The sequence below is a fragment of the Streptomyces sp. NPDC002092 genome, from assembly GCF_053593775.1.
Genome location: NZ_JBSFDG010000003.1, coordinates 255,281 through 270,542, shown reverse-complemented (window position 1 = coordinate 270,542; position 15,262 = coordinate 255,281). Strand labels below are relative to the sequence as shown.

Annotated in this window: 13 protein-coding genes; 7 read left to right on the top strand and 6 right to left on the bottom strand. The window is 70.9% G+C overall.

What is annotated here, in order from left to right:
• Positions 1-8: 8 nt before the first annotated feature.
• From ACWCRD_RS08695 to ACWCRD_RS08685, 3 genes are read right to left on the bottom strand one after another with little or no spacing between them, the layout of a single operon-like run.
• The gene (locus tag ACWCRD_RS08695; protein WP_450965197.1) at positions 9-668 is read right to left on the bottom strand and encodes a GNAT family N-acetyltransferase; all 660 of its coding nucleotides are present in this window, start codon (positions 666-668) and stop codon (positions 9-11) included.
• Positions 669-691: 23 nt separating this feature from the next.
• On the bottom strand, positions 692-1,144 hold the full coding sequence (locus ACWCRD_RS08690) for a Zn-ribbon domain-containing OB-fold protein (protein ID WP_450965196.1): 453 nt from the start codon (positions 1,142-1,144) through the stop codon (positions 692-694).
• Positions 1,144-1,593: a DoxX family protein gene (locus ACWCRD_RS08685; RefSeq protein WP_450965195.1), complete on the bottom strand. Its 450-nt coding sequence runs from the start codon at positions 1,591-1,593 to the stop codon at positions 1,144-1,146. The genes ACWCRD_RS08690 and ACWCRD_RS08685 overlap by 1 nt, the downstream gene beginning before the upstream one ends.
• 196 nt (positions 1,594-1,789) lie before the next feature.
• Between ACWCRD_RS08685 and ACWCRD_RS08680 the strand changes: the two genes are divergently transcribed.
• The 6 genes from ACWCRD_RS08680 (at position 1,790) to ACWCRD_RS08655 (ending at position 10,392) form a co-directional block, all read left to right on the top strand.
• Entirely contained in the window at positions 1,790-3,409 is a 1,620-nt protein-coding gene (locus tag ACWCRD_RS08680) for a subtype B tannase (RefSeq protein WP_450965418.1), read from the top strand.
• Positions 3,410-3,561: 152 nt separating this feature from the next.
• Entirely contained in the window at positions 3,562-4,749 is a 1,188-nt protein-coding gene (locus ACWCRD_RS08675; RefSeq protein ID WP_450965194.1) for a flavin-containing monooxygenase, read from the top strand.
• A gap of 239 nt (positions 4,750-4,988) precedes the next feature.
• A complete protein-coding gene (locus ACWCRD_RS08670) occupies positions 4,989-6,494 on the top strand; it encodes a flavin monoamine oxidase family protein (protein ID WP_450965193.1) in 1,506 nt (501 codons plus the stop codon).
• 146 nt (positions 6,495-6,640) lie between these two features.
• Positions 6,641-8,866 carry an acetate--CoA ligase family protein gene (locus ACWCRD_RS08665; RefSeq protein WP_450965192.1) on the top strand — a complete coding sequence of 742 codons (2,226 nt, stop codon included), beginning with the start codon at positions 6,641-6,643 and terminating at the stop codon, positions 8,864-8,866.
• Positions 8,867-8,891: 25 nt separating this feature from the next.
• Positions 8,892-9,740 carry an enoyl-CoA hydratase/isomerase family protein gene (locus ACWCRD_RS08660; protein ID WP_450965191.1) on the top strand — a complete coding sequence of 283 codons (849 nt, stop codon included), beginning with the start codon at positions 8,892-8,894 and terminating at the stop codon, positions 9,738-9,740.
• A gap of 40 nt (positions 9,741-9,780) precedes the next feature.
• Complete coding sequence (locus tag ACWCRD_RS08655) at positions 9,781-10,392, top strand: flavin reductase family protein (protein ID WP_450965190.1); 612 nt, start codon at positions 9,781-9,783, stop codon at positions 10,390-10,392.
• A 193-nt stretch (positions 10,393-10,585) separates the two neighbouring features.
• Here ACWCRD_RS08655 and ACWCRD_RS08650 read toward each other — a convergent pair whose 3' ends face one another.
• The gene (locus tag ACWCRD_RS08650; RefSeq protein WP_450965189.1) at positions 10,586-11,899 is read right to left on the bottom strand and encodes an MFS transporter; all 1,314 of its coding nucleotides are present in this window, start codon (positions 11,897-11,899) and stop codon (positions 10,586-10,588) included.
• Between the two features lie 71 nt (positions 11,900-11,970).
• Between ACWCRD_RS08650 and ACWCRD_RS08645 the strand changes: the two genes are divergently transcribed.
• A complete protein-coding gene (locus tag ACWCRD_RS08645; protein WP_450965188.1) occupies positions 11,971-13,047 on the top strand; it encodes a GlxA family transcriptional regulator in 1,077 nt (358 codons plus the stop codon).
• Here ACWCRD_RS08645 and ACWCRD_RS08640 read toward each other — a convergent pair.
• Positions 13,044-14,093: a Zn-dependent alcohol dehydrogenase gene (locus ACWCRD_RS08640; protein WP_450965187.1), complete on the bottom strand. Its 1,050-nt coding sequence runs from the start codon at positions 14,091-14,093 to the stop codon at positions 13,044-13,046. The two genes, ACWCRD_RS08645 and ACWCRD_RS08640, sit on opposite strands and share 4 nt — an antisense overlap.
• Positions 14,093-15,241: an acyl-CoA dehydrogenase family protein gene (locus tag ACWCRD_RS08635; protein WP_450965186.1), complete on the bottom strand. Its 1,149-nt coding sequence runs from the start codon at positions 15,239-15,241 to the stop codon at positions 14,093-14,095. Before ACWCRD_RS08635 ends, ACWCRD_RS08640 begins: the two co-directional genes overlap by 1 nt.
• Positions 15,242-15,262: the final 21 nt, after the last annotated feature.

The window sequence follows — 15,262 nt, the reverse complement described above, 5'->3', positions numbered from 1 at the left end:
CGCGCGAATTAAGGGAGCTGCGGCTCCGGGTCCGTGGCGATCCGCCCGTGCAGATGCACGTCCCGGAACGCGTCCTGCCTCCCCGCCTCCCACATCGCGCCCCGCAGCGTCCCCTCGTAACGGAACCCGCACCGCTCGGCGATACGGCACGACGCCTCATGGCCGAGCGCATGGCCGAGCTCCAGCCGGTGTATCCGGAGGTCGGTCAGCGCCCAGCGGGCGGCCACGGCCAGAGCGCGGGTGGCCACCCCCTGCCCCCGGGCCTCGGGCAGCACCCAGTATCCGACGCGGGCAACGCTCTGGACGAGGTCGATCATGTTGACACCGACGTGCCCCAGCACCGCACCGCTCGACGCGTCCGTCACGCAGTACGACGCCCCCGAACCGTCCGCCGAGGCCAGCGCCTTGCCCCGCAGCGACTCGCGCGCGCCGGCGAGGTCGTCGACCTGCTTGAGCGGTGTGTTCCAGCGCCGGAACTCCGGGTCCGTGAGCCCGTGCAACCAGGCCGCGACATCGGCCTCCGAGTCCGCGTCCCACGGGCGCAGACGGAGGCCGTGACCGTACAGATCAGGAAAGGAGGACGACGAAGACGAAGGCGAGGACGACGAAGGCGAGGACGAGGACGAGTCAGGCGGGTCCATGTGCTGCTGCGCGTCGACAGAGGTCATCAGCCCATTCAAACCCGTACGCCTCATGCGCGCGGCCGGAATACCGGCGTTCTTTCCCGGAAAGTCACCTCCAGCTCGGCCCCGGCCCGGAGCTCGCCCGCCCCGCACCCCACCACCTCCGTCATCATCCGCGGCCCCTCCGCCAGGTCGACGACCGCGGCCACGTACGGCGTCCGCTCCCCGAAGGGCGGCAGGTCATTGCGGTGGACGACCGACCAGGTGTAGAGCACCGCGCGGCCACTCGCCCGCTCCCACCGCACGTCCTCGCTCCAGCAGTACGGGCAGAACTCGCGCGGGTAGTGGTGGGCCCGCCCGCACGCCCCGCAGCGGCGGATCAGCAGCCTGCCCTCGGCGGCCGCGTCCCAGTAGGTCCGGGTGAAGGCGTCGACCTCCGGTACGTCGAACCGAGGGCGGCCCGGCTCGGCGCCGATCGCCTCGGAGCCGGTCACATCAGGACCCGCACCACGGCCGGCCATCAGAACAGCCCCAGCGCGCTGTCCAGCGACCACGTCTGCCACGACATCCCGAACAGCGCGACCACCGACATCAGCGCCATCATCGAGTTCTGCCCCTGCTCGGCCACGTCGTGGATCATGAGCGTGAAGTAGAGGCCGTTCAGGAGCAGTCCCCCCACCAGCGCGACCGGGCTCAGCAATCCGGCCACCAGCCCCAGCCCGATCGCCAGCTCCGCGTACACCACGACGTACGCCATCGTCCGCGGCCGCGGCGCCACCATGACCTCGAAGCCCGACCGCACGGCGTTCCAGCGGTGCTTCGCCGCGATGCCCGCCGCCCACGCGATCCCGGTCCCGCGCTCGAACCAGGCCTTCCGGTCCTTGTGCCGCCAGCTTTCCAGCCACCACAGCCCGAGTCCTATGCGCAGCACGGCCAGCCATTCCGCGCCCGTGAGCCAGATCGCATCCATGAATCTGACGGTACGTCAGATATTCGGATCCGGGAAGCCGCCTGTGCGCCCGCCACGAAGCTGTGGGGTGCCCATGAATGCCCGCAGATTGTTGGCAATTTTGTCGCCACTCCCACTAGCGTCACAAACGCAAGCCCAGAACCTTCGAGGGAGTCGAACCGTGAAGCACAGGGCAGTCAAGCGCAGGACCGTTGTGATGGGCATCGGCGCGACCGCCGGCGTCGCGGCGGCCGGGGGCATCACCCTCAGCGCCCAGGCGTCAGGCGACTCGTCGTCGTCCGCGTCGTCCGCGTCCTCCTCGGGCTCGCTGGTCTTCGACCCGAGCGGCTACACCAAGCTCATGACGACCGTCACGGACACCGACGGCAACGACCACTCCGTGACGTACCACTTCTGGAAGGCCATCACGTACGTCGCCAAGCCGGTGGACGCCACATACCAGTCGCTGATCGTCAGCGCCCCTGTCGAGATCGACGGCAAGGCGGTCGACCCGACGGACGCGCCGATCCTGTTCGCGAATTCCATCGGCGGCTACATGCCGTCCTCCGTGGCGGACGCCACCGGGGTGGGCGCCGGGGGAATGGGCGGCGGCGGTGGCATGCCCAGCGGCGCACCCAGCGGGAGTGCCGCACCCAGCGCCTCCGCCCCCAACGCGAACGGCAGCACCAACGCCACCGGCGGCGCCACGGCCTCCAACCAGCTGCTGGCCCTGGCCGCCGGGTACGTCGTGATCGAGCCCGGCGCCCGCGGCCGTACCCTCAAGAACTCCTCCGGCGAGTACTACGGCACCGCCCCGGCCGCGATCGTCGACCTCAAGGCGGCCGTGCGGTACGTGAAGTCCAACAAGGGGCGGATACCGGGGAACGTCGACCGGATCGTCTCGGCGGGTACGAGTGCGGGTGGCGCCCTGTCCTCTCTCCTCGGCGCGTCCGGCGACAGCCGGCTCTACGAGAAGTACCTCCGGGAACTCGGCGCCGCCGACGCCTCCGACGCGATCTTCGCAGTCGGCGCCTGGTGCCCGATCACCGACCTGGAGCACGCCGACGGCGCCTACGAGTGGAACTGGGGCACCAACGTCACCCAGTCCACCGGCAAGGTGGTCGACCAGACGGTGTCGAAGGAGCTCAAGGCCCAGTTCGCCGAGTACCAGGCGAAGTTGCGGCTGCACGGACCGAAGGGCTCCGGCTTCGGCGCGCTCACCGCCCGCAACTACGACGAGTACCTGGTCAAGCAGTACCTGGAGCCGTCGGCGACGAAGTACCTGACCGACCTGTCGGACTCGGACCGGACGGCCTACCTCACGAAGAACAACTTCATCACCTGGTCCGGCGGCAAGGCCGCCTTCACCTGGGCCGACTTCCTCACCCACGTGGGCGCCCGCAAGAAGACCACCCCGGCCTTCGACGCCTTCGACCTGTCCGCCGGCGAGAACAACCTCTTCGGCGCGGGGACGACCGAGAACCGTCATTTCACCGCCTACAGCGCCAAGAACGACACCACAGGGCTCAGCACCAAGCGCGTCGCCGCGGACATCCCCGAGAAGCTGCGCCTGATGAACCCGATGTACCACCTCGTGGAAAAGGTCAACGGGCGGCGCTCGAAGCACTGGTGGATCCGCCTCGGCACCAACGACTCCGACACCTCGCACGTCATCTCCGCCAACCTCGCCGCAGCCGCGGCGGGCCTCGGCGACGAGGTCGACCACCTCTACTACTGGGACCAGGGCCATGGCGCGAACACCGATCCCGGCGACTTCATCAAGTGGATCGCCAAGGTGACGGGCCACAAGGGCACGGGTCAGGACAAGGGCAAGTAGGGGGCTGAGGGTGGGACTGATCGCCGTACAGCCACAACCAGGTGGCCTACGCCACAAGCCCCACCCACTACTCCTACACCCGTGATCAATCCGCAACCAATTCCCCTCTTGACCGAGACCCATCAACCCGGTGCGTGATTACGCTCGCGCACATGGACGACTCCACACCGCCCGCGAGCCCCTCGGGGCGCCCCGTCTACGTCATCGGCGGCGGCCCGGCCGGGCTCTCCGTCGCGTATGCGCTGCGGGCCCGGGGCATACGTGCCGTCGTCCTGGAGAAGTCCGGCAGTGTGGGTGCGGCCTGGCGGCGGCACTACGACCGTCTCCATCTGCACACCACCCGCCGCCTCTCGGCCCTGCCCGGGCTGCCGATCCCGCGCCGGTTCGGGCGGTGGGTGGCCCGGGACGACGTGGTGCGGTACCTGGAGAAGTACGCCGAGGTGCACGCGCTGGAGATCGTCACCGGCGTCGAGGTCTCCCGCGTCGAGCGCACACCCGACGGCGAGGGCTGGTTGCTGCACGCCACGGGCGGCCGCGAACTGACCGGCGCCGCGGTCGTCGTCGCCACCGGCTACAACCACACGCCGTATGTCCCCGACTGGCCCGGCCTCGACGCCTACACCGGCGAGTTCCTGCACGCCGGCGAGTACCGCAACCCCGCCCCCTACGCCGGCCGTGACGTCCTCGTCGTGGGCGTCGGCAACACCGGCGCCGAGATCGCCGTGGACCTGGTGGAGGGGGGCGCCTCGCGGGTGCGGCTTTCGGTGCGGACGGCTCCGCACATCGTGCGGCGCTCGACCGCCGGATGGGCCGCCCAGTACACGGGCGTGCTGGTACGGCGGCTGCCGACCGGGCTGGTCGACCGGCTCGCGCGGCCGATGGCGAAGCTGAGCGTCCCCGATCTCTCCGCGCAGGGGCTGCCCCGCCCCGACACCGGGCTGTACAGCCGGGCCAAGGAGGGCGCCATCCCGGTGCAGGACGTCGGCCTCATCGACGCCGTCCGCAAGGGGCGGGTCGAGGTCGTCGCCGCCGTCGACAGCTTCGAGGACGGCAAGGTCGTCCTCGCCGACGGCACCCGCGTCTCCCCGGAGGCGGTCGTCGCCGCCACGGGGTACGTCCGCGCCCTGGAAGGCCTCGTCGGTCACCTCGACGTGCTCGACACGCGGGGCAGACCCGTGGCACACGGCGCCCGCACCCCGCAGCACGCCTCCGGCCTGTACTTCACCGGCTTCACCACCCCCATCAGCGGCACCCTCCGCGAGGTGGCGATGGACTCCGAGAAGATCGCGAAGACCATCGTGAAGAACGGCGGGGACGCGCTGTCCCGCCTGCCCGTCTGATCCTGTCTGCCTGGCTGATCCCGCCTCTCTGATCCCGCCCCTCTGATCCTGCCCGTCTGATCCTGCCGGGTGACATCGAAGCCCCCAACCCCCTCCAAGACCCTCAACTCCCCTCCCTGGAACTCTCGTTACGCGTGAGTCAGATGTGACGGGAGCGTTGAAGCGTGCCTCCGCTTGGGGCCAGAATGTGAACACCGCTCACTTTCTGGCTCCACACTCTCTCCACACGGAGGACGCACGTGGCACGCGAAAGACAGCACCACCCGCAAGCCCTCTCCCGACGCTCCCTGCTCGGCGGTGCCGCCGCCGCTGCAGGAGCCGTCACCCTCACCGCCACCGCCGCCGGTACGGCCTCCGCCGCGACCACGCGGGACGTGGACGTCGCCGTAGTGGGCGGCGGGCTCGCCGGACTGACGGCGGCCCGTGACCTGGTGGCCGCCGGCAGGACGGTGGCCGTCCTGGAGGCCCGCGACCGCGTGGGCGGCCGGGTCGTCAACCTGCCCCTGGCCAACGGCGGATTCTCCGAGGGCGGCGGCGAGTTCATCGGCCCCACCCAGGACCGCATCAAGGCCCTCGCCGACTCCCTGGGCGTGGCGACCTTCACCACCTACAACACCGGCAAGAACCTCCTCTACAAGGACGGCACCAGGACCCCGTACGCCACCGACGGCATCCTCGGCTCGGTCCCGCCCGTCGACGCGGCCGGCCTCGCGAACGCGGCGATCGTGCAGGCGTCGCTGGACGACATGGCCAAGCAGGTGCCGGTCGACGCGCCCTGGACGGCCGCGAAGGCCGCCGAGTGGGACAAGCAGACCTTCGAGAGCTGGCTCAACGCCAACGCGGTCATCCCGTCCGCCAAGTTCCTGCTGGACGTGGCCTGCACCTCGATCTTCTCGGCCCAGCCCCGTGAACTCTCCCTTCTCTTCGTGCTCTTCTACATCGCCGCCGCCGGCAACGAGTCCCATGCCGGCACCCTGGAGCGCCTCACCGACACCGCGAACGGCGCCCAGGAGTCCCGCTTCGTCGGCGGCTCCCAGCAGGTGCCGATCAAGCTGGCCGCCACGCTCGGCGACCGGGTCTTGCTGAGCGCGCCGGTGCGGTCGATCGCGCAGTCGGGCGGCAAGTACGTGGTGACCGCGGACGGGGCGACGGTGACGGCCAGGAAGGTCGTCGTCGCCGTACCGCCGCCGCTGGCCGCGCGCATCGCCTTCGACCCGCTGCTGCCGGCCTGGCGCGACCAGCTGAGCCAGCGGCTGCCGATGGGCTCGATCGGCAAGGCGATCGCGGTCTACGACACCCCCTTCTGGCGGGCCGACGGCCTCAACGGCCAGGTCGTCAGCGACTCCGGCGTGGTCCGCTCGACGTTCGACAACTCACCGCCCGACGCCTCCTACGGCGCCCTGATGGGCTTCATCGAGGCCGACGAGATGCGGGCCTACGACGCGTCGAGCGTCGCCGAGGTGAAGGCCGCCGTACTCACGGACTACGTCAACTACTTCGGCGACAAGGCCAAGTCGCCCACCTCCTTCGTGCTGCAGCGCTGGGACAACGAGGGCTTCTCCCGGGGCGGCCCGGTCGCCTACGCCCCGCCCGGCGTCCTGACCGAGTACGGGGCCGCCCTGCGCAAGCCGGTCGGCGGCATCCACTGGGCGGGCACCGAGACCTCCACGTACTGGAACGGGTACATGGACGGGGCCGTGCGGTCGGGGGAACGGGTGGCCAAGGAGGTGCTCGCGGAGCTGTGAGGCGGCCCGCCGGGATCGATCGGCTTCCCGTCCGGCCTTGAGTGCCCCTTCAACTTTGCGTGCACGCCCGTTCCTGACATGGCGTCAGTTCAGTAATCTGACAGAGCGTCAGTTATTGGCTGTCTCTCAGAGGAGCGGGCGGACCGATGCTTGGATCAACCCACGGCACCCTCACCACCGACTCCCGCCGGGCCCGGGTCATCGCCTGTGGCGAGCAACCCGGGCCCGCCGTCCACGGCAGGCCCGCCGAGGCCGACGACCTCGACGTCAGCGGCCTGCCCCTGTACGCCGACGTACCCGATCTGGACCGGTTCTTCCGGCCCGAGACCGTCGCCGTGATCGGCGCCTCGGACACCGAGGGGCGGCCCAACACCGGTATCACCCGGCAGCTGGTGGCCTGGGCGGAACGGGTCGGGGCGCGGCTGCACCCCGTCCACCCGAGCCGCCCGTCGGTCTTCGGCATACCCTGCTCCCCTTCCGTCGCCGACCTGCCCGAGCAGGTCGATCTCGCCGTACTGCTGATCGCCGAGCCTCTTCCGGTGCTCGAGGAGCTGGCCGAGGCCAAGGTGAAGTTCGCGGTGGTCTTCGCCTCCGGGTTCGCGGAGACCGGTGCGGAGGGTGCGGCCGCGCAGCAGCGTCTGGCGGGGGCCGTACGGCGCTCCGGGATGCGGCTGCTCGGGCCCAACACCAACCTCAACGCCTTCGAGCGGTTCCGGGACGACCTCGACGGACCGGCCATCGCGCTCATCACCCAGTCAGGCCACCAGGGCCGGCCCGTCTTCGCCCTCCAGGAACTCGGCATCCGGCTCTCCCACTGGGCGCCCACCGGCAACGAGGCCGACCTGGAGACCGCTGACTTCATCTCCTACTTCGCCGAGCGGCCCGAGGTCGGCGCCATCGCCTGCTACGTCGAGGGGCTGAAGGACGGCCGGTCCTTCCTGCTCGCCGCCGACCGGGCCGCACGGCGCGGGGTGCCGGTCGTCGCCGTCAAGGTGGGCCGCACCGAGACGGGCGCCCGCACAGCCGCCTCGCACACCGGCAAGCTGACCGGCGCGGACACGGTGGTGGACGCGGCGATGCGGCAGTTCGGCGTGATCCGGGTGGACGGGCTCGACGAACTCCAGGACACCGCCGCCCTGTTGGCGCGGGCCCGGCCGCCGCAGGCGGAGGGCGTCGTCGTGTATTCGATCTCGGGCGGCACGGGCGCGCACTTCGCCGACCTGGCGACCGAGGCGGGGCTGAAGCTGCCGGTCCTCTCGCCGGCCAAGCAGGCCGAGCTGCACCAGTGGATACCGGGCTACCTGAGCGTGGCCAACCCGGTCGACAACGGCGGGCATCCGGTCGGCGACCGGCGCGGCCGGAAGATCATCGACGCGATCCTGGACGACCCCGAGGTGGGCGTCCTGATCTGCCCGATCACCGGCCCCTTCCCTCCCCTCAGCGACAAGCTCGTCCAGGATCTGGTGGACGCGGCCGAGCGGACGGACAAGCTGGTCTGCGTCGTGTGGGGCTCTCCGGTCGGCACCGAGCCGGCCTACCGCGAGGTCCTCCTCGGCTCCACCCGGGTGGCCACCTTCCGCACCGTCGCGAACTGCATCACCGCCGTCCGCGCCTACCTCGACCACCACCGCTTCACCACCGGCTACCGCTCCCCCTTCGACGAGGCCCCCCGCACCACCTCGCCCTCCTTCCGCAAGGCGCAGGCACTGATGCGCCCGGGCAAACAGCTCAGTGAACACGCCGCGAAACAGCTGCTTCGGGCGTACGGGATCCGCGTGCCGCGCGAGCAGTTGGTGACCAGTGCGGCAGCGGCCGTACGCGCGGCGGGCCAGGTGGGCTACCCGGTGGTGATGAAGGCGTCCGGCGGGCAGATCGCCCACAAGACCGAGCTGGGGCTGGTCAAGATCGAGCTCACCTCCGCCAGCCAGGTCCGGGACGCCTACCGGGAGCTGACCGACATCGCGCGCTACGAGGGCGTGTCCCTGGACGGTGTCCTGGTGTGCCAGATGGTCGAGCGGGGTGTGGAGATGGTCGTCGGCGTCACGCACGACGAGCTGTTCGGGCCGACCGTGACCGTCGGGCTCGGCGGGGTGCTGGTGGAGGTGCTGCACGACGTCGCCGTGCGCGTGCCGCCCTTCGGCGAGGAGCAGGCCCGGGACATGCTCTGTGACCTGCGCGGGCGGGCTCTGCTCGACGGGGTCCGGGGGCGCCCCCCGGCCGACCTCGACGCGCTCGTCGAAGTCGTCCTGCGGGTGCAGCGCATGGCGATGGAACTCGGGGACGAGCTCGCGGAACTCGACATCAACCCGCTGATGGTGCTGCCCAGGGGGCAGGGAGCCGTGGCGCTGGACGCGCTGGCGGTGTGCCGCTGAGATGAACATGCGTAATGAGATGAACATGCCTGATTCCCCCCGTACCGGCTCTACTGGCGCGAAGAGTTCCGAGCCGGAAATTTCCACTGAGTCATTGGTACAGCACGCCACTGACAACCAGGTCTGCCGCATCACGCTCAACCGCCCCGAAGCCCTCAACGCCATCACTCCTGACCAGCGTGAACGCATCATCCGACTGCTCGGCGACGCCTCCGCGGACCCGGAGGTACGAGCCGTCGTCATCACCGGAACCGGGCGTGGATTCTGCGCGGGAGCCGATCTGCGGGGCGGCTCGGGCGCCGGTGAGCGGGTCGCCGGCGACGTGGCCCGCGTCCTGCGCCTGGGCGCCCAGCGTCTGATCGCCGCGGTCCTGGACTGCGAGAAACCGGTGATCGCGGCGGTGAACGGCACGGCGGCCGGCCTCGGCGCCCATCTCGCCCTCGCCTGCGATCTCGTACTGGCCGCGGAGTCGGCCAGGTTCATCGAGGTGTTCGTACGGCGAGGACTGGTCCCGGACGGCGGCGGGGCGTACCTCCTTCCCCGCCTGATCGGCCCGCACCGCGCCAAGGAGCTGACGTTCTTCGGCGACGCGCTGTCCGCGACCGACGCCGAACGCCTGGGCCTGGTCAACCGGGTCGTCCCGGACGCCGAACTGGACAAGACGGCTCGCGAGTGGGCGTCCCGCCTGGCCAACGGCCCCACCCGCGCCCTCGCCCTGACCAAACAGCTGGTCAACGCCTCCCTGGACGCCGGCCGAGCGACCGCCTTCGCCGCCGAGGCGGCCGCCCAGGAGATCAACATGACGACCGAGGACGCCCAGGAAGGCGTACGGAGCTTCGTGGAGCGCAGAAGCCCCGAGTTCAAGGGCCGCTGACCTTCCCATCTGACGAACCGTCAGCTTCAATGGAGGGGTGATGGGACACGCAGGGGCGGCCGCCGCCGCCGTCCGCTACCTCAGGTCGGCCGGCACCCCGGCCCCCGTAGAAGCGCTGCCGCGCCCGGAGCTGCGGTGCGTCGGCGAGGACGAGCGCGCACCGGTCGACCAGGCCGAGTTCCGGCGGGTGCTGGGCAGCTTCGCGACGGGTGTCACCGTCGTCACCGCACCCGCCGCCGACGGCGAGTCCACTCCGGCCGGCTTCGCCTGCCAGTCCTTCTCGTCCCTCTCCCTCGACCCGCCGCTGGTCGCCTTCATGGTCGGCCGCACGTCGACCACCTGGCCGCGTATCGCCCGCGCGGGCGTCTTCTGCGTCAACGTCCTCGGCGCCCACCAGGGCGAGCTGTGCCGGGGCTTCGCGGTGAGCGGCGCGGACAAGTTCGCGGGGATCGTGTACGACGCGGCACCGGTCTCCGGTTCACCGCGCCTGACCGGCACGCTCGCGTGGATCGACTGCACGATCCACGCGGTGCACACGGGGGGCGACCATCTGATCGTGGTGGGGCGGGTGGACGCCCTCGGCGCGGGTGAGACCCCCGACGGACCGCTGGTCTTTCATCGGGGGCGGTTCGGCCGATTGGGCGGCGGCTGACGCTCGACGGAGCTAGGCGGGGGGTGCGGGGTTTCGGAGGAGGGCGGCAGGGGGTCGACCACGAAGGTCCCCAGGCCGTACGACGCTGCCGTGGGTACCCAGGGCTCGTCCTGGGCACCCGGTATGGGGACGACGTCCTCACAGCAGCGGCAGCCCTGGAGGCGTTGGACGGCGCACAGGCTCAGCTCGCCACTCAGACCGCCGCCACCGCGGGAGCGGCCGGCCTGCGCCGGATCACCAGCGCCATCAGCGCCGCCACCGCGCACAGTGCGCCGGAGGCGTACCAGACCATGTCGTACGAGCCGAAGACGTCACGCGCGACGCCCCCGAGGAAGGCCACGAGTGCGGCGCCGACCTGGTGGGAGGCGAGGACCCAGCCGAAGACGATCGCGCTGTCCTCGCCGTACTGCTCGCGGCACAGGGCGACGGTCGGCGGGACGGTGGCGACCCAGTCGAGGCCGTAGAAGACGATGAAGAACAGCATCGGAGGGTGGACCGACGGGGCCAGGAGCATCGGCAGGAAGAGCAGGCTGATGCCGCGCAGGGCGTAGTAGACCGCCAGCAGCCGGCGCGGTTCGAAGCGGTCGGTGAACCAGCCGGAGGCGATCGTGCCGGCCACGTCGAAGACGCCGATGACCGCGAGCAGGGAGGCCGCCGCCGTGACGGGCATGCCGTGGTCGTGGGCGGCGGGCACGAAGTGGGTCTGGATCAGGCCGTTGGTGGAGGCGCCGCAGATCGCGAAGGTGCCGGCCAGCAGCCAGAAGGTGCCGGTGCGGGACGCCGAGAACAGGACGTTCACTGCCCGGCGGGCGGCCCCCACCGCGGGCTCCGGCTTCGGCACGAACTCCTTGCCGCCGTACGGCTTGAGGCCCACGTCCGCCGGGTGGTCGCGCAGCAGCAGCCAGACGAAGGGGACGACCGCCAGGGCGGCGAGGGCCACCGTGACGGCCGCCGGACGCCAGTTGTGGTGCTGGACGATCCAGGACAGCAGCGGCAGGAAGATCAGCTGGCCGGAGGCCGAGGCGGCGGTGAGGATGCCCGTGACCAGGCCGCGGCGCTCGGTGAACCAGCGGTTGGTCACGGTCGCGGCGAAGGCGAGCGCCATCGACCCGGAGCCCAGACCGACCAGCAGCCCCCAGCACAGCAGGAGCTGCCAGGCGGCCGTCATCCACACCGTCAGGCCCGAGCCGACCGCGATCACGGTCAGGGCCACGGCCACGACCTTGCGGATGCCGAAGCGGTCCATCAGCGCCGCCGCGAACGGGGCGGTGAGTCCGTACAGCGCGAGGTTCACGGAGACCGCGGCACCGATGGTGCCGCGTGACCAGCCGAACTCCTGGTGCAGCGGGTCGATGAGCAGGCCGGGAAGCGAACGGAAGGCGGCCGCGCCGATGATCGTCACGAAGGTGACGGCGGCGACGAACCACGCCCGGTGGATGCGGGTGCGAGGGGAACGGCCGGACTCGGGGGCCGTTCCGACTGCTGCGGGTTCGGTTGTCTGGGTCACGACATAGAGCATCCAGGCCGGAACCGAGCGCATCCACTGGCCCGAAGGACAGCGTTCGCTAGGATCGGGCCATGAGCAGTGAGCCGGCAGACCCGGAGTTCCGCCCGCACCGCGTGGTCGTCCTCGCCCTGGACGGCCTGCTCCCCTTCGAGCTGGGTATCCCGCACCGCATCTTCGGCCGCCCCAAGGACGCCCGGGGACGGCATCTGTACGAGGTCGTGACCTGCTCGATCCGGCCACCGGGCCCGGTGGAGACCGACGCCGACTTCGCCATCCAGATCGAGAACGGCCCGGAGGCCCTGGCCACCGCCGACACGGTCATCGTCCCGGCGTCGTACGAACTCGGCCCGGTCTTCGAGGAGGGCGTCCTGACCGAGGAGCTGGCCGCGGCTCTCGCCCACATCCGGCCCGGCACCCGGCTCGCCTCCATCTGCACCGGTGTGTTCGTGCTCGCCGCGGCCGGCTACCTCGACGGCCGCCCCGCGACCACCCACTGGGCGGAGACCGACCAGCTGCAGCGCCTCTTCCCGAAGATCGACGTCGACCCGAACGTGCTGTTCATCGACGACGGCGACATCCTGACCTCGGCCGGCGTCGCGGCCGGCCTCGACCTGTGCCTGCACATGGTGCGCCGCGACCACGGCACCGCCGTCGCCAACGAGATCGCCCGCCGCACCGTCGTACCACCCCACCGTGACGGCGGCCAGGCACAGTACATCCAACGTCCCTTGCCCGAACCGCAGTTGGCGACCACGACGGGTGCCCGCGCCTGGGCCCTGGGCCGCCTGCACGAGCCGATCCAGCTCCGCGACATGGCCGCGCAGGAGTCCATGTCGGTACGCACCTTCACCCGCCGTTTCCGCGAGGAGGCCGGCGTCAGCCCCGGCCAGTGGCTCACCCAGCAACGCGTGGAGCGGGCACGGCACCTCCTGGAGTCGACCGACCTGTCCGTCGACCAGGTGGCCCAGGAGGCGGGCTTCGGTACGGCACAGTCGATGCGACAGCACCTGCAGACGGTCCTCGGCGTCACGCCCACCGCGTATCGCCGTACCTTCCGCGCCGGGGCGCTGACCGGCAAGAAGGCGAGCAGCCAAAACCCGGAGGTGAGCAGCCGGAACCAGAAGGTGAGCATGAAGGTGAGCAGCTAGAAGGTGAGCACCCCTCTGGCCACCCGCCCCGCCTCCGCGTCCGCCTTCGCCTTCTCGAAGTCCTCGATCGGGTAGGTCCCGGTCACCAGCTCGTCCAGCAGCAGCCGTCCTTCGCGGTACAGGTCGGCGTAGAGCGCGATGTCCCGCTGCGGGCGCGAAGAGCCGTACCGGCAGCCCAGGATGGACTTGTCGAGGTACATGGAGGAGACGAGGAAGGAGGCCTCCGCGGTCGCCGCGGGCACGCCCAGCAGCACGGCCTGGCCATGCCGGTCGAGCAGGTCGATCGCCTGCCGGATCAGTTCCACCCGCCCGACGCACTCGAAGGCGTGGTCGGCCCCCGTGGGCAGGATCTCCTTCACGCCGTCCGTCGACGTCAGGAAGTGCGTCGCCCCGAACTGCCGGGCCACCGCCTCCTTCGCCGGGTTCGCGTCGACGGCGACGATCCGCAGGGCGCCCGCGATCCGCGCGCCCTGGATGACGTTGAGCCCGATGCCGCCGGTGCCGATGACCAGCACGCTGTCCCCCCGGTCGACCCTCGCCCGGTTGAGCACGGCGCCCACCCCGGTCAGCACCCCGCACCCGATCAGTGCGGCGGCCGGCAGGGGAATGTCCTGGGGAATCCGGACCGCCTGCACCGCCTTCACCACAGTGCGTTCCGCGAACGCCGAGTTGGAGGCGAACTGGTAGACCGGCCGCCCGCCCTGCAGGAACGGCTGCCCGGGACGTCCGATCGCCTGCCGGCACATCGTCGGCCGCCCCCGGTCGCACTCCGCGCACGTACCGCAGTTGGCCAGCGTGGACAGTGCGACATGATCACCCACCCCCACATGCGTGACCCCGGCGCCGACGGCCTCCACCACCCCCGCCCCCTCATGCCCGAGCACCACGGGAACGGGGAAAGGTATGGTCCCGTCCACCACAGACAGATCGCTGTGGCACAACCCGGCTGCCGAGATGGCTACCTGCACCTCCCCCGGCCCCGGCTCCCGCACCTCCAGGTCGTCCACGACCTCGAGCCGCTTGCCGTCGAACACCACACCGCGCATCAGAAGACCCCCTTGGGCTCCCTGGGCAGGCCGAGCACACGCTCGGCGATGATCGTGCGCTGGACCTGGTCCGAACCGCCGTAGATCGTGTCGGCCCGGGAGAACAGGAACAGCTGCTGCAACGAGTCCAGTTCGTACGGCGCCGTCGGCGACCAGTCCACCGGCCCGACCCCCGCCGCGGCCCCGCGCACCTGCATCGCCAGCTCCCCGAGCCGCTGATGCCAGCCGCCCCACAACAACTTGGCCACGCTGGAAGCCCCGGCATCTCCAAAACCCCCCAGCGTCCGCAGCGCGTTCCACCGCATGGCCCGCAGCCCGGCCCACTGCCGCACCAGCCGTTCCCGTACGACGGGATCGGCGACCGCGCCCGTCTCGACGGCAGCCGCCACCACCCGCCCCAGCTCCCCCGCGAACCCGATCTGCTGGGCCAGCGTGGAAACCCCCCGCTCGAACCCCAGCAGACTCATCGCGACCTTCCACCCGCCCCCTTCACCCCCTACGACGTGCTCCACGCGCGCGCGTGCCCCGTCGAAGAAGACCTCGTTGAAGTCGCTGGTCCCGGTCAGCTGCCGGATGGGCCGCACCTCGATCAGCCCCGGCTGGTCCATGGGAACGAGGAGAAAGGTCAGCCCATGGTGCCGCCGGGACCCGGGTTCGGTCCGTGCCAGCACGAAGCACCAGTCGGCCTCGTGCGCCAGCGAGGTCCAGATCTTCTGCCCGCTGATCCGATACCCCGCCCCGTCCCGCACGGCAGCGGTCCGAACCCCCGCCAGATCGGACCCGGCACCGGGCTCGCTGTACCCCTGACACCAGAGCTCGTCACCAGCGGCAACCGGGGGAAGGAAGCGGGCCTTCTGCTCTTCCGTTCCATGGGCGAGGAGGGTGGGCGCCAGGAGCTTCTCCCCTATGTGCCCCGACCGCGCAGGCGCCCCCGACCGCGCATACTCCTCGGCCCAGACGACTTGCTGGGTGAGCGAGGCGCTCCGATTGCCATATCCCCCTTCGGACCACCCGAGCCCTATCCACCCCGCCTTACCGAGGGTGCGTTCCCAGGCACGACGATCCTGCGCAGGTTCGGCATGCTCGGAGAGCCACGCCTGGGCTTCCGTCCGAAACGCCTCATCGTCTGCGGTGAATGCAAAGTCCACGGGTCTCCTCTCAGCGCCGTT

Coding starts and splice junctions, on each gene's coding strand:
- ACWCRD_RS08695 (WP_450965197.1), bottom strand. CDS start 668: ATGACCTCTGTCGACGCGCAGCAGCACATGGACCCGCCTGACTCGTCC.
- ACWCRD_RS08690 (WP_450965196.1), bottom strand. CDS start 1,144: ATGGCCGGCCGTGGTGCGGGTCCTGATGTGACCGGCTCCGAGGCGATC.
- ACWCRD_RS08685 (WP_450965195.1), bottom strand. CDS start 1,593: ATGGATGCGATCTGGCTCACGGGCGCGGAATGGCTGGCCGTGCTGCGC.
- ACWCRD_RS08680 (WP_450965418.1), top strand. CDS start 1,790: ATGGGCATCGGCGCGACCGCCGGCGTCGCGGCGGCCGGGGGCATCACC.
- ACWCRD_RS08675 (WP_450965194.1), top strand. CDS start 3,562: ATGGACGACTCCACACCGCCCGCGAGCCCCTCGGGGCGCCCCGTCTAC.
- ACWCRD_RS08665 (WP_450965192.1), top strand. CDS start 6,641: ATGCTTGGATCAACCCACGGCACCCTCACCACCGACTCCCGCCGGGCC.
- ACWCRD_RS08660 (WP_450965191.1), top strand. CDS start 8,892: ATGCCTGATTCCCCCCGTACCGGCTCTACTGGCGCGAAGAGTTCCGAG.
- ACWCRD_RS08655 (WP_450965190.1), top strand. CDS start 9,781: ATGGGACACGCAGGGGCGGCCGCCGCCGCCGTCCGCTACCTCAGGTCG.
- ACWCRD_RS08645 (WP_450965188.1), top strand. CDS start 11,971: ATGAGCAGTGAGCCGGCAGACCCGGAGTTCCGCCCGCACCGCGTGGTC.
- ACWCRD_RS08640 (WP_450965187.1), bottom strand. CDS start 14,093: ATGCGCGGTGTGGTGTTCGACGGCAAGCGGCTCGAGGTCGTGGACGAC.